The 13,360-nt window shown below is 39.3% G+C and carries 15 protein-coding genes; 9 read left to right on the plus strand and 6 right to left on the minus strand.

Annotation, left to right across the window (positions count from 1 at the left end; all coding sequences use genetic code 11):
* Nucleotides 1–32: 32 nt before the first annotated feature.
* Nucleotides 33–683, minus strand: a complete 651-nt coding sequence (gene pyrE / locus AC1PJP_RS03325) for an orotate phosphoribosyltransferase (protein ID WP_049837532.1) — start codon at nt 681–683, stop codon at nt 33–35.
* A gap of 38 nt (nt 684–721) precedes the next feature.
* Here pyrE and AC1PJP_RS03330 point away from each other — a divergent pair, with 38 nt between their 5' ends.
* A complete protein-coding gene (locus tag AC1PJP_RS03330) occupies nt 722–1,546 on the plus strand; it encodes an exodeoxyribonuclease III (RefSeq protein ID WP_005300601.1) in 825 nt (274 codons plus the stop codon).
* Between the two features lie 455 nt (nt 1,547–2,001).
* The gene (locus tag AC1PJP_RS03335) at nt 2,002–2,352 is read left to right on the plus strand and encodes an arsenate reductase (RefSeq protein WP_151827220.1); all 351 of its coding nucleotides are present in this window, start codon (nt 2,002–2,004) and stop codon (nt 2,350–2,352) included.
* A 38-nt stretch (nt 2,353–2,390) separates the two neighbouring features.
* Here AC1PJP_RS03335 and AC1PJP_RS03340 read toward each other — a convergent pair whose 3' ends face one another.
* Entirely contained in the window at nt 2,391–2,828 is a 438-nt protein-coding gene (locus AC1PJP_RS03340) for a DUF2147 domain-containing protein (RefSeq protein WP_002121971.1), read from the minus strand.
* A gap of 152 nt (nt 2,829–2,980) precedes the next feature.
* On the opposite strand from AC1PJP_RS03340, the gene AC1PJP_RS03345 reads away from it, so the two are divergent.
* On the plus strand, nt 2,981–3,892 hold the full coding sequence (locus AC1PJP_RS03345; protein WP_151988755.1) for an alpha/beta hydrolase: 912 nt from the start codon (nt 2,981–2,983) through the stop codon (nt 3,890–3,892).
* 174 nt (nt 3,893–4,066) lie between these two features.
* Nucleotides 4,067–5,260: a GGDEF domain-containing protein gene (locus tag AC1PJP_RS03350; RefSeq protein ID WP_250375025.1), complete on the plus strand. Its 1,194-nt coding sequence runs from the start codon at nt 4,067–4,069 to the stop codon at nt 5,258–5,260.
* Here AC1PJP_RS03350 and dsbD read toward each other — a convergent pair.
* The 4 genes from dsbD to AC1PJP_RS03370 all read right to left on the minus strand — a co-directional run bounded on the left by dsbD (nt 5,255) and on the right by AC1PJP_RS03370 (nt 8,929).
* Nucleotides 5,255–7,081 (minus strand): protein-disulfide reductase DsbD, encoded by a 1,827-nt coding sequence (dsbD, locus tag AC1PJP_RS03355; RefSeq protein ID WP_250375024.1) that lies wholly within the window; start codon nt 7,079–7,081, stop codon nt 5,255–5,257. The genes AC1PJP_RS03350 and dsbD overlap by 6 nt on opposite strands.
* 18 nt (nt 7,082–7,099) lie before the next feature.
* Nucleotides 7,100–7,867: a transporter gene (locus AC1PJP_RS03360; RefSeq protein ID WP_023274357.1), complete on the minus strand. Its 768-nt coding sequence runs from the start codon at nt 7,865–7,867 to the stop codon at nt 7,100–7,102.
* Between the two features lie 12 nt (nt 7,868–7,879).
* Entirely contained in the window at nt 7,880–8,425 is a 546-nt protein-coding gene (locus tag AC1PJP_RS03365) for an ankyrin repeat domain-containing protein (RefSeq protein WP_013196585.1), read from the minus strand.
* A gap of 153 nt (nt 8,426–8,578) precedes the next feature.
* Nucleotides 8,579–8,929 (minus strand): HPF/RaiA family ribosome-associated protein, encoded by a 351-nt coding sequence (locus AC1PJP_RS03370; RefSeq protein WP_001019316.1) that lies wholly within the window; start codon nt 8,927–8,929, stop codon nt 8,579–8,581.
* A 252-nt stretch (nt 8,930–9,181) separates the two neighbouring features.
* Between AC1PJP_RS03370 and puuE the strand changes: the two genes are divergently transcribed.
* The 5 genes from puuE (at nt 9,182) to AC1PJP_RS03395 (ending at nt 13,311) form a co-directional block, all read left to right on the plus strand.
* Nucleotides 9,182–10,147 (plus strand): allantoinase PuuE, encoded by a 966-nt coding sequence (puuE, locus tag AC1PJP_RS03375; protein ID WP_013196584.1) that lies wholly within the window; start codon nt 9,182–9,184, stop codon nt 10,145–10,147.
* Nucleotides 10,148–10,248: 101 nt separating this feature from the next.
* Nucleotides 10,249–10,752: a 2-oxo-4-hydroxy-4-carboxy-5-ureidoimidazoline decarboxylase gene (gene uraD, locus AC1PJP_RS03380; RefSeq protein WP_151821823.1), complete on the plus strand. Its 504-nt coding sequence runs from the start codon at nt 10,249–10,251 to the stop codon at nt 10,750–10,752.
* Entirely contained in the window at nt 10,749–11,072 is a 324-nt protein-coding gene (gene uraH, locus AC1PJP_RS03385; RefSeq protein ID WP_416717846.1) for a hydroxyisourate hydrolase, read from the plus strand. The genes uraD and uraH overlap by 4 nt, the downstream gene beginning before the upstream one ends.
* A gap of 24 nt (nt 11,073–11,096) precedes the next feature.
* Nucleotides 11,097–12,464: a nucleobase:cation symporter-2 family protein gene (locus AC1PJP_RS03390; protein WP_479766525.1), complete on the plus strand. Its 1,368-nt coding sequence runs from the start codon at nt 11,097–11,099 to the stop codon at nt 12,462–12,464.
* A 121-nt stretch (nt 12,465–12,585) separates the two neighbouring features.
* A complete protein-coding gene (locus tag AC1PJP_RS03395; RefSeq protein ID WP_005300575.1) occupies nt 12,586–13,311 on the plus strand; it encodes an outer membrane protein OmpK in 726 nt (241 codons plus the stop codon).
* Nucleotides 13,312–13,360: the final 49 nt, after the last annotated feature.

The raw sequence follows: 13,360 nt of genomic DNA on the forward strand, positions 1-13,360 counted from the left end.
TCAAGCGCTCCTTCCTTTTATATTATTAAAAATCAAATCCCGTATTTCTCGCGATAAGCTTGCATATTTGCTAGCGCTTCTGTTTCGCCTTTCGCTTCTAAATAATCCATTAAATCTTTCATGGTAATCAGTGCGTGTACAGGAATTTCTAATTCTTTTTGAACTTCTTGAATTGCAGAAAGCTCACCTTGACCACGTTCTTGACGATCTAATGCCACCAAAACGCCCGCTATAGTTGCACCAGCATTTTTCAAGATCGTTACAACTTCACGAATCGCTGTACCTGCGGTAATTACGTCGTCAATAATCCAGACTTTTTTACCTTCAACCGCAGCACCAACTAGAACACCGCCTTCACCATGATCTTTCGCTTCTTTACGGTTAAAGCCCCATGGCACACTTTTGTTATGGACTTGCGACAAAGCAACAGCAGTCGCTGCTACAAAAGGAATACCTTTGTAAGCTGGTCCAAAAATCACATCAACATTTTGGCATTGTGTTAATTTATCGGCATAGCCTTGCGCTAAAAGAGATAAAGCTTCACCATCGTTGAGTAGGCCTGCATTAAAAAAATAAGGACTCACGCGTCCAGATTTTAAAGTAAACTCACCAAATTTAAGCACACCGCGTGATAATGCGAGTTCGATAAATGCTTGCGGGTGAAATGACACAGGCGTTGTCATGAGGTGCTCCAAATTCACAATTGAGGTTAAATTTTCGCATGATACCAAAGGATCAGTATCCAAGTGATGTAAAAATTCTTCGAGTCGTTTCCATTAACGTAAATGGCTTACGTTCTTCAGTAACGAAAGGCTTACTTGAATGGTTAGAACAATCAGATGCCGATGTCGTATGCATGCAGGAAAGCCGCATTACCCATGAACAATGGACTGAAAAATTTAGACCCGAAGGATGGCATACCCATCTCTTTCCAGCAGAGCGTGCAGGTTACGCGGGAACTGCGATATATAGCCGCCTACCCTTCGTCTCTGTTAAAGATGGTTTAGGGTTTGAACTAGCTGACAGTCAAGGCCGCTTTATTTCTGCGGAATTCGATTTAGGTTTGTCACATCCGGTACATATTGCATCATTATACTTACCTTCAGGCTCAAGTGGTGAAGAAGCGCAAGCACGTAAAGATTTATTTTTAGGTGAATACGCAAAAATCTTGAAACAATGGCGTGATGAAAACAAGTCAGTCATCATTTGTGGTGACTACAATATTGTTCATAAACGAATTGATATCAAAAACTGGTCAGGTAACCAGAAATCATCTGGTTGTTTACCACATGAGCGTGCTTGGCTTGACCATATTTACGATGAGCTTGGCTATGTCGATACTTTCCGTGTAGTTCGCGCCGAAGCAGAACTTTATTCATGGTGGTCAAATCGCGGTCAAGCTCGTGCAAAAAATGTAGGGTGGCGTATTGACTATCAAGCGTGTTCACCAGACTGGAAAACACGTGTAGCCAATGCATGGGTCTTTAAAGATCAATGGTTTAGCGATCACGCGCCTGTTATCATCGACTATAAAATTCAAGAGTAAGTGAACACTTGTTCACTTGCATTGTCGTTTTCGCTTACAGCATATGTCGTTTTTGAGTATTTTTCTTACACAGCTTTAACGGCATTATAGCTGCACGGCACAGGGAAGCAGTCAGGATGACGCAAAAGGATAGGACGCCGTAGGAAGATAAAATAAACTTATGATAAGTTTATTTGCAAGGATGTGACATTGGACGTTGAAATGAGACCCGCATGATCAGGATGATTAAATGCGGGTTTTCTCTTTTTAAGTCTCTTATTTTTTGCGCTAAGTTCTTTTAGTTTTAATTTCTTCTTATTAAGCTCATTATCGCTTTGTCTTATGACAATAACATGACATTTCTCTTTCGATTAATCATTAATTTTCATTTGTTTTAAAAGTATCGGTATAAAGTAGTGCTTAAAAGCTTTTTGGGTTAGGCTGTGTGCTCTCTCTTTTTGACATGGTCCGATAAAATGTTAAAAATTTATGGAATTAAAAACTGTAATTCAATGAAAAAAGCATTTGATGCTTTGCAAGCCAAATCGCTTAACTATGATTTTCACGATTATAAAAAACAAGGCATTGATGCAGATACTCTAAAGATCTGGTTAAAAGAAATTGGGCAAGATACAGTTCTCAATAAAAAAGGAACGACTTGGCGTAAGCTTTCAGAAGAAGAACAAAATCGTGCTTTAAGCAGTGAAGATAACCTTATTGAAGCACTTATTGCTCAACCTAGTTTAATTAAAAGACCTGTTTTACAAACCTCACAAGGTTTCATTGTAGGTTTTGATGAATCTACCTATCAAAACATCCAAGCATAAAAAAACGAGCCATATGGCTCGTTTTTTTATTAAAACTTTTAGTTAGCGCGAATCCATGTTTGATTACGACCAAGTGCAGAAACGCCAATATAACCACGTAATTTAAGCTTTTTGCCGCCATCGGTTAACTCACCTTTCAGTTTGTAAGTTTTACCAGATTTTGGGTCTAAAATCGTACCGTTTTCATAACTGTTACCACCTACATTTTTTAAATTATGTACAATGGTGACACCTTTAAGTGGTTTGTTTTTATACGGACCTTCACATTTTGTACAAGCGTTTTCTTCGCCCGGTGTCAAAATGTTTTGAATGGTTGCAGTTAAGGTTCCGTCCTTCTGTTCCGTAAATTTCACTACGGCTTTTGGCTTGTTGGTCTGATCATCAATCGTTTTCCATACCGTTCCATTGAGTGAATCAGCCGCATTGGCAAATGCAGCCATACCAATGAGTCCTAAAGCTAAAGCAATCTTTTTCATTTTTGTAATATCCTTGGGTCTTTCAAGATTTTTAGTATTCAGAAGTCGCAAAGATATTGCAATTTTTGAATGTGACTGTTTCGTGTAACCTTGTAATCTTGCAAAATAAAATTTACAAGAAAACAAGAAACTAGCATAAAAATGGATGCTCTATGAATATATCAAATGTTTGGAAATATTATTTTACAGAAACTTTTCTTAAAACAACAATTCGCAAGCCAAGTCAGTTAAATTTGCCGGCTACCGCCTTACGTCCCGTTCTAGATCAGATCTGTCGTGCTTTCCCAAGGCAAAAAAATGTTTCTGTACGCCCAATTCGGTTAGCAGGCATTAAAGGTGAAGAAATCAAACCACAAGATTCTGCCACTCAACTGATTTTTCATATTCACGGCGGCGCTTTTTTTCTTGGCAGTGTCAAAACACACCATGCTTTCATGACGGATTTAGCTGCCCGTACTCAAATGCAGATTATTCATGTGGACTATCCACTTGCACCAGAGCATCCTTATCCTGAGGCAACTGAAGCCCTATATGACATCTATCAATCTTTAGTAGTACAAGGTGTTCAGCCTAAAGATATTATTTTGTCAGGTGATTCATGTGGAGCAAATTTAGCGCTAGCACTTTGCTTACGTTTAAAAGAACAACCTGAGCTCATGCCAAGTGGCCTGATTTTGCTATCTCCATTTTTAGATTTAACCCTAACCAGCGAGTCGCTCAGATTTAATAAAAAACATGATGCCTTACTCTCTATTGAAGCGCTGCAAACAGGAACTCAGTACTATATAGGCAATCATATTGCAGCTGATGACCCACGTGTTTCGCCTATTTTCGATGACTTGCATGGTCTACCGCCCACTTTGGTTCAAGTGGGGTCTAAAGAAATCTTATTAGACGATGCCAAACGTTTTAGAGAGAAAGCTGAAGATGCTGGCGTTAAAGTTCAATTCAAACTTTATACAGGCATGTGGCATAACTTCCAGATGTTTAATGCATGGTTTGATGAGGCTAAACAAGCATTGGCAGATATTGCTGAATTTGCTCACGAACTTGATAAAACTTAATTTATCTATAAATGGTGTGAACAGTGAATAAAACTTTTCACATCATTTTCTTTATAAAAAGTCATCATATATAAAATGAAAATCATGTTATGTTTAAAATATAAATTATTTAAACAATCCAATTTTAGGATGGTCCAACAAAGAGGCATCTATATTTAGGAGGCCTTACTTATTATGAAAAGTCGTTTCATCACTCAGCCAATACATAGAATAAAACAGGTGATAATCGATTTCATCTACAATAATCACATCATCAACTGGACACCACTACAAAAAAGCGCACTGATGCTTACACTTGCCTGTGCAATGAATTTCAGTTGGATTTTATGGAAAGGCTATATTCTAATTACTCCGAGTGTCTGGCAATGGACACATTTACCTTTAGTTGAGTCGCAAATCTGGCTCAATTTATTAACCTTATTTTTATTGGCTCTTTTGATTATCCCCTGCTATCGTTACAAAAATGATGAATGGGCTCAACGAATTATTCCTTTAGTGAGCGTGCAATTTTTTACGCTCATGCTATGCCACGATGGATATTTAATTGGCAGCATTAGCCCCGCCACTATGGTCGGTTATGTCGGCACGATTGGGGTAGGTCTGGTGTTATTTGACCGAAAAATTGTTTATAGCGCCCTTATACCTGCAACAATTATTTTAATCGTATGTACTTATTTGAGTATGAAAGGTGTTGTGCCTTACGCCCCCTTATTTAATCTGATTGCCATGCAACGTGCTCAAACCAATCCTTTTTGGTTAGGAAGCATGGCTTTTTTTATTATGCCCATTTTATTGGCATGTTTTATTTTATTTGAAATATTACTCACCCAATGGCGTCAGCGCGAAACTTATATTCAACGCTTAAGCCAAATCGACCCATTAACTAATGTATTAAATAGACGTAGTTTAAATACGCATTTAGAGTCGCTACACCAACAGCAATTTGATTATGCTGTGGTACTTCTTGATATCGATCATTTTAAAAAAATTAATGACATATATGGCCATCACCAAGGTGATCAGGTCTTAATTGAAATCGCTCAATGTCTTTCTGAGAACTTGCGTAGCGAGGATATTATTGGTCGATTTGGTGGAGAGGAATTTATTTTATTACTCCCCCACACCGATATTATTCAAGCAGAAAAAATTGCTGAGCGTTGTCGCTGTGCTTTACAAGAATTACCTGTTTGTAGTGCTCAAAATAGTCCTATTCATATTAGTGCAAGTTTTGGAATAAGCAGTTCAGCTTTTGCACAGGACCCTTATCTTGTTATTCGACAGGCTGACCAAGCTCTCTATGCGGTAAAAGCTTCAGGCCGTAATCAGGTACGTACATTTCATCAGACCGAAACTATTGATACCTTATGATTCTTTGAGCTTTGCCAAACTCGCAAGTTGTTGCAAAAGTTCTTGCTGACTAAAAGCACCCGTTAAGCGTAGAGCACGAATCTCTTTTTGCTCTGGGCTTAAAAATAGATAGGTCGGTGGTCCCAAAATATTCCATTGCTTGAGTAGCGCTTCATGTGACTGGTCATAATGACTCAAATCAAGCTTAATTAAATAGTAAGGTGCAAGAGCAGACTGAACCTCAGGTGCTTTTAAAATACGGTGCTCAATTGGTTGGCAAGCAACACACCAATCGGCATATACATCAACCACAATAGCTCGATCAGTAGGCGCTGCTGCTAAAATCTTTTGGAAGTCTGCCGCGCTAGTCACAACATGCCACTCGGCCATGTGCTCGGAACTTTGCAAATTTCGATTTTGAATATGTTGATATTGGTTATAGACTACAAAAGGGGTAACGACTAACAATAAGATCGCGTAGAGCCATTGTAGCTGTCCTTTTTTCCAGAAAAACTGATAAACAGCATATGCTATAAAAGCGAGGCCTAGTACTAGACTAAGTACTTGCATGCTCCAATCTGGCAATAAAGGACGAATAAAGTAGAGACTTAACCCCAACATCAGAAAAGCAAAAATCACTTTAATCTGATGCATCCAGTCACCCGCTTTAGGTAAAAATTTTGCCCCTAAAATACTTGCCAGCAGTAGCGGAATTCCCATTCCAAAACCTAGGCAAAATAAAAGCAAAGCACCTTGCCATTGGTTTTGTGTTTGAGAAATAAATAATAAAGTTCCAGCGAGAGGTGCAGTCATACAAGGACCGACCAAGAGTGCAGAAACCACACCCATGACTCCCGCACCGACTAAAGTGCCGCCTTGTTGCATTGACTGAATACGGTCAAGTCTGTTTAACCATGTTTGTGGTAAACGAATTTCAAATAAGCCAAATAAGTTCAGAGCGAATACAATAAACAACAAACTAAAAGCAATTAAAGTCGCAGGCTGTTGTAACCAGCGTTGAAAATTTAAGCCTGCTGAAGAAGCAATTAAACCTAAACCTGCATAGACCAATGCCATGCTGCAAACAAAAGTAAGTGCAATGGTCCAAGCTTTTAGACCTTTATGTTCTCGAATAATTAGCGAAGTTAAAATAGGCAACATCGGTAAAGAACATGGCGTAAATGCGAGCAACATGCCTAAACCGAGAAATAATAAAATTCCATACCAAAGCGAGTGCTCAATTAACTTAGCTGACCAGATCTGATCTTGTGCAATTTGTGGCGTAGATGGATCTATTACAGGCTCTATACTCTGCTCTTTTTCTAAAAGTTTTGAATCTGAGGAAGCTTCCGGTTGAGTATTTGCCAAATCTAGCAATCGTTTTGGCGCTGTTCCTGCTTGGTTTTGCACACCGACCAAGCCATCTGCATCAGTTTGAAACTCAATGGTTTGTGGCGGATAACAAATACGATCTTTGGCACAGCCCTGCCAAGTCACACTATAGTGCTCTGAAGGCTTTGTTTTAATTTTGAAATTAACTTGATGGTAGTAAACCTGACTTTGCCCATAATTTTCATCATATTGAGCAATCGCTTTAGGTAATTTTAAAGCTAAAGGTTGAGTACCTTGTTGTACGGTAAATTTATGCTGATATAGATAGTAATTTGGCTGAATCTGCCAAGATAAACTCGCAGTATGCGGCTCAGAAGATTCAACCGAAAATGAAAAAGCTTGTTCGGGCGAGAGCAGCTTATCTTGTGCGGAAACCAACTGGCTAAACACACAAACAGCGACTGCTAGAAAATAAAGAATTCCCTGATGAATAAGCTTTTTCATTAACATAAATTTAAATTGCTTCGATTAGAACAAGAACGCCACGCCTAAGCCACCATTGTAGCTCTTGTCTTGACCCTCTAAATCGACCCCGATACTTGCGTCAAGCTGAGTACGATTATTTACAGCGTAAACTAAACCTGTACCTAAACCGTATTCATAGTCTTGGCTTTCAGCTTTACGGTAAATGAATTCAGAATATCCAGAAAGTTTACCAGCTATCTTATAGTTGATTGCTGGAATTGCAGTCACAGCCCAATTACTGTTTTGCACTTCGTAACGCATGGTAATTGAGGTATCAATCAAGTCATCATACTTATAAGCCACTGCTGAGCTTAGGCTATAAATATCATCATGCGCAGTAAATTCATCATTACCAGTTGCAATGACAGCCTGAGCTAACACAGCCATTGATAAGTTTTCATCATCTAGATCAATTGCTTTTTTCAAACCGATGCTTACATCACCAAAGCCTGAATTGTCAGTTTTTTTGCCAGCACGTTTGGTTTGAGTCCATGCTGGACCTTGCCAACCTAATTGTAATTCTAAGCCATCAGCCAAACCTGTACGGAATAGCATATCTTCACTTACAGTTACGGTCTTTTCTTTAACGCCGTCGACAGTCGACTCTGTATAAGTCGCGCTAGGTAAACCTTGTTCCCAAGCTAACTTACCCACTGGTGTAATACCTGTTCCGAAGCCTGCTCCAGGACGGTCAAAGGAAAACTCTGCTGCGAAAGTACTTCCAGCAGCAACAGTTGTAAGGGCAAAAGTTAAAATTTGTACTATTTTCATTTTAATGTCCAATCAAGTAGTTAATTCTTTTGTCATTTTAGCCCCATGACGGCGCAATAACTCTAATGTTTCACGCTCTTCTTCAAGTGATTCTGACCAATCTATTTCATCAAAATCGCAATCAAAGAACAACTGACTGATTGAAGATAAAACGGTGAGTCCTTCTTCATCACGTGAGTTTGGATCAACTTTTTCATCGAGTAAACGTTGAACAGCAGGAGCACATGCCGAGCTTGCTGCATCCCATAACGGGCCATAAAACTCTTCTGCATCCCAAAGGTGTACATTGGCTTTAGCTTGAATTAGGGCTTCAAGAATATCGAGATAAACTTGTAACGATTGTTGCTTCTCTTCTTTTGATAATGGTGTACCAGCTTCATAAGCTTCCGATACATTTTCCCACCATTTAAAAATTCCGTCACAGATAATTGATACAGGTGGCCCTTGCTCTGGATCAATAAAGTTCGGATCAAGTCCGTCAGCAAGTAATTTCTGCACTTGCGCGAGTTCTAATTCTTCTATGGCTTTAATTAAAGCTTGCTGCTGGGTGGTTAACATGACCATCTCTCAAAAATATATTAGGGCTATTATGCCTAATCTCTTCTCCAGATTTTAGAGGTTGATTGCATCGCATTGCAAACCTAATGTTGTGAATAGTTTTATTTTCATCAAATATAAAAAAAGCCCCGAAGGGCTTTTTAGCATTTTCAATTAAACTTCATCATCAATGAATTCTGGTTGCCCACCTCTCGGGTGTTCTTTTTTCTCAAAAGTATGTTCGAGGCTACGTTTTAATTTTTCAATCGCGCCATGAATTGAAGCGTCAATATTTCCTGCTTTATGGTGCACTGCAACCGGTTTTAAACCTGAAGGACGCGCTTCAATCATACAGTGGATATCTTTGTCACCACCTTTGTCCCCATTTTCATCACTAAAATGAACCGAAAAATGCGTAATACGTTCGCTATGACGTTGGAATTCTTGAGTAAGTTCTGCACGTACATAAGTAATTAAACGTTCGCTGTTATGGATGTTTTTATCTGTGCGGATTTCAATATTCATAAATACCATCCTCTCTTTCTTACTGTGGATCTTTTCTATGCAAAACTTTTTTATGTTGGCATGTTTTAAGCATGCATGAACTGACTTCAATTGTACATTTTGATGGTGTAATGGTTTGTTATCTCCTGACTTAAACGTACTGGTTTTAATTTATTTTGAAGATCTTCATATCTTCAATATCAGTCCATCTATAAAAATATGCAAGCTGATTTTTTAAATATTTATGAAAAATTGAACAAAAGGAGAGCAATCGTGTCCAAATCTTATCTATCTGGAGCCGAGCTCATTGAGCAAATTCAAAAGTCTCCTTATTCACGTGATTTGATCGGTTATCACGGACAGCCTCCACAAGTTAAATGGCCTAACAATGCCAAGATTGCAGTGCAATTTGTTCTTAATTATGAAGAAGGTGGCGAAAAACATATTGAGCACGGCGATGATGGCTCAGAACAGTTTTTATCGGAGATTATTGGCGCTGCAAGTTACCCAGCCAAACATATGTCGATGGACTCGATGTACGAATATGGTTCACGTGCTGGTTTTTGGCGCATTCATAATGAGTTCCAAAAGCGCAAACTTCCAATGACCATTTTTGGAGTTGCAATGGCACTTGTCCGCAATCCTTATATTGTGGAAGCGATTAAGCAAGCTGATTATGATGTGGTTTCTCATGGTTACCGTTGGCTTCACTATCAAGATGCTGATATTGAGTTAGAAAAACAGCATATAGAACAAGCTTTATCTGTCTTAGAAAACTTGTTTGGAAATAAAGTGATCGGTTGGTACACCGGACGTGATAGCCCTAATACACGTCAATTACTTGCAGAATTCCCACAAATTCAATACGACTCTGATTATTATGGCGATGATCTGCCTTTTTGGACGACTCTCACCAATGCTGCGGGTGCATCACGTCCTCATCTGATTATTCCGTATACTCTGGAATGTAACGATATGAAATTCTGCTCACCGGGTGGATTTAATAGTTCAGAACAATTTTTTCAATATTTAAAAGATAGTTTTGATGTGCTGTATGCAGAGGGAGAAAATGCACCAAAAATGATGTCGATTGGAATGCATTGCCGTATTTTAGGGCGCCCAGGCCGTTTTAAAGCACTACAAAAGTTTCTCGACTATATTCAAATGCACGATCGAGTCTGGATATGTAGTCGTCAAGACATTGCTGAACATTGGTATAAAAATCACATAACTAAATAATTGATTTTTTTAATTTTCCAAATTCATAAACGAATCATGAACCCCTATTGGCACTGTTATTGCTAAAACTCTGTATCACGACAACAAGTTTAGGAATAACAGTGTTTTTAGCCGAGTTTAATCAAGCCCCACCCGAACAACTCAAGACTTTGTTAAAAAACTGTGTCCACATTCCAGCATGGGCCGAGAAAATCATCTCAGGACGTCCGTATTCATCAAAAGTATCTCTTTTAGAGCATGCAGAAAATTTAAGTCAAATGTGGTCATGGCAAGACATTAAAACTGCTTTAGCAACCCACCCAAAAATTGGTGAGCGGCAAGCAGAAAAGCAACTCAATGCAAGAGAGCAACATTTTTCAAATCAGGAACAAGCTGGCATTTCTTTAGATGAACAAACGCAACAAGCGCTGCTACAAGGCAACCTCGATTATGAACAAAAGTTTGGCTTTATTTTTTTAATTAAAGCAGCGGGCCTCAGTAGCAATGAGATTTTAAAAAAGCTGCACGAACGTTTACAACATGACTTAGCTATCGAAAAAGTAATTGTACATCAGCAACTCTCAGCGATTGCTCTATTACGTCTATCTCAGGAAATACAAGCATGATCAGCACTCATATTTTAGATACGAATTTAGGCAAACCAGCTGCACACGTAGAAGTGAAGTTGTTTCATGCAGAAACCCATGAACTGATTGCGACCGCAACCACTAATCCAGACGGTCGAGTGGGTGATTTTGGAATAACCGACTTTGCAGAAGGTGCTTATCAACTTGAATTTGAAATTGCACCTTATTTTTCATCGCTGCAAATTAAAACTTTTTTCCCACGTGTTTGTATTCAATTTTTTGTAGAAGACGTCAATCAGCATTATCACATTCCATTACTAATCAGCCCGTTTGCTTACTCCACTTATCGCGGTAGTTAATTCAAATATAATTAGGAGAAAAATATGAATCATCAGCAAAAAAATGCGATTTCTCCAGAGCATGAATATTTAGGAATTTCCAAAAGTTTTGCTTACGGCTTACAGCATGTGCTGACCATGTATGGTGGCATTGTAGCCCCGCCTCTCATTATTGGAACAGCAGCTGGCTTAAGCTCAGCACAAGTCGGAATGCTCATTGCAGCTGCCCTATTTGTCGGGGGATTGGCAACACTAATTCAGACCATTGGAACGAAATATTTAGGTGCAAAATTACCTTTGGTTCAGGGTGTATCTTTTGCTGGCGTGGCTACCATGGTCGCCATTATTACTACAGGTGGCGGCTTACCTGCTGTGTATGGTGCGGTGATTGTCGCATCTCTGATTGGACTGTGCCTTGCGCCTTACTTTTCAAAAATTATTCGGTTTTTTCCACCCGTTGTGACTGGATGCGTCATCACGATTATTGGGCTATCTCTGTTACCCGTTGCGATTCGCTGGATGATGGGTGGTAACAACAAAGCACCTGACTGGGGTAGTGTAGAAAATATCTCTTTAGCCTTACTGACCTTAGGTATTGTGATTTTTCTAAATATGCTGCCGCAAGCAAGCATCCGACGCTTATCGATTTTGTTGGCTATTGTTGCTGGTACCACCCTCGCCTACTTTATGGGTTTTGGTGATTTTACTCAGGTCAGTTCAGGCGCATGGCTCCAATTCCCACACTTATTTGCATTTGGTTTGCCGACTTTCGAGCTTAGTGCAATCTTGTCGATGTTGATCGTTACCTTAGTGATTATGACTGAAACCACAGCCGATATTATTGCTGTCGGAGACATTGTAGGAACTGAAGTCGATTCGAAACGGATCGCCGATGGTGTTCGTGCCGATATGTTTTCGAGTGCTTTTGCGCCTATTTTTGGTTCGTTCATGCAAAGTGCTTTTGCCCAAAATGTTGGGTTAGTTGCAATTACGGGCATCAAAAGCCGATTTGTAGTCGCAGCAGGTGGTGTCATTCTCATTATTTTGGGCCTACTCCCCATTATGGGTCGTTTGATTGCCGCGATTCCAATGCCCGTACTTGGTGGTGCAGGTTTGGTCTTGTTTGGGTCGGTTGCAGCGAGTGGAATTCGCACTTTGGCAAAAATAGATTATAACGATCAGAAAAATTTGATTATTGTCGCGACTGCTTTATCAGCAGGGATGATCCCAATTATTAACCATGAGTTTTATGCTCATTTTCCAGTTTGGGTACAAACTTTGTTCCATTCGGGCATTAGTTCAACATGTATCTTTGCTATCTTGTTGAATTTATTATTTAATCATTTACCCTCATTTCGCAGCTCGCGTACCCCGCATTTAACCCAAACAATAAACACAAGAAATACTCATTAAAGATTTAGTCTTTAGCGCCCCACTTCGGTGGGCTTTTTTTTAACCGTTGATCAAATTTGGCTTCATTTTTGCTTAAGACCCTGTATCCTTAGCGTGCTTTATTTGGGGGGAGATCATTTAAATGCAATTAAAGCAACTTGCGGCGACTTGTGCCTTGTTATCTGCAACTGCCATGGTTCAGGCAAAACCAATTTGGCAAGATTTTAGTGTGACTGGACTTTATGGTGAGAACTATGAAGTTGTAGATGACAAAGAAACCACGATTACTTTGGAATATGCTGCGAAAGTTAAATACGCTGATGTATTTTTCTTCATGGACCGCATGCGCGGTGAAAATGACCACAAGAGTACTTACTTTGAGTTATCACCACGTTTAAGCTTAGGCGAAGTGTCTGGGAAAAAACTGGCGTATGGTCCAATTAAAGATGTGTTAATTAGTACCACTTGGGAAAGTAACAGTGAAAACGGCAATAACTTCGACAACTTCCTTTATGGTTTTGCAGTTGACTTAGATATCCCATATTTCCAATATGCGAATTTAAACTTCTACCGCGCGAATAATGAGAAAACTGACGACGATTATCAAATGACATTCGTTTACGGCGTTCCATTAAAATTAGGATCTGAAGATTTCTTGGTAGATGGTTTCCTTGACTGGTCAACTGCTGAAGGCGACCATGCCAGCGAGTTGAACTGGACAACACAATGGAAATGGAATGTAGGTAAACACATTTCTCCTGACACACGCCTATACCTCGGTATTGAGCACTCTGTGTGGAATAACAAATTCGGTATTAAAGGTGCAGACGAAAATAACGTCAGCGCATTGGTTAAATACCACTTCTAAAATTATGATTTAGAAGATAAAACAGCAAGGGTAATTCCTTGCTGTTTTT

The sequence above is a fragment of the Acinetobacter sp. V116_7 genome (assembly GCF_056735735.1).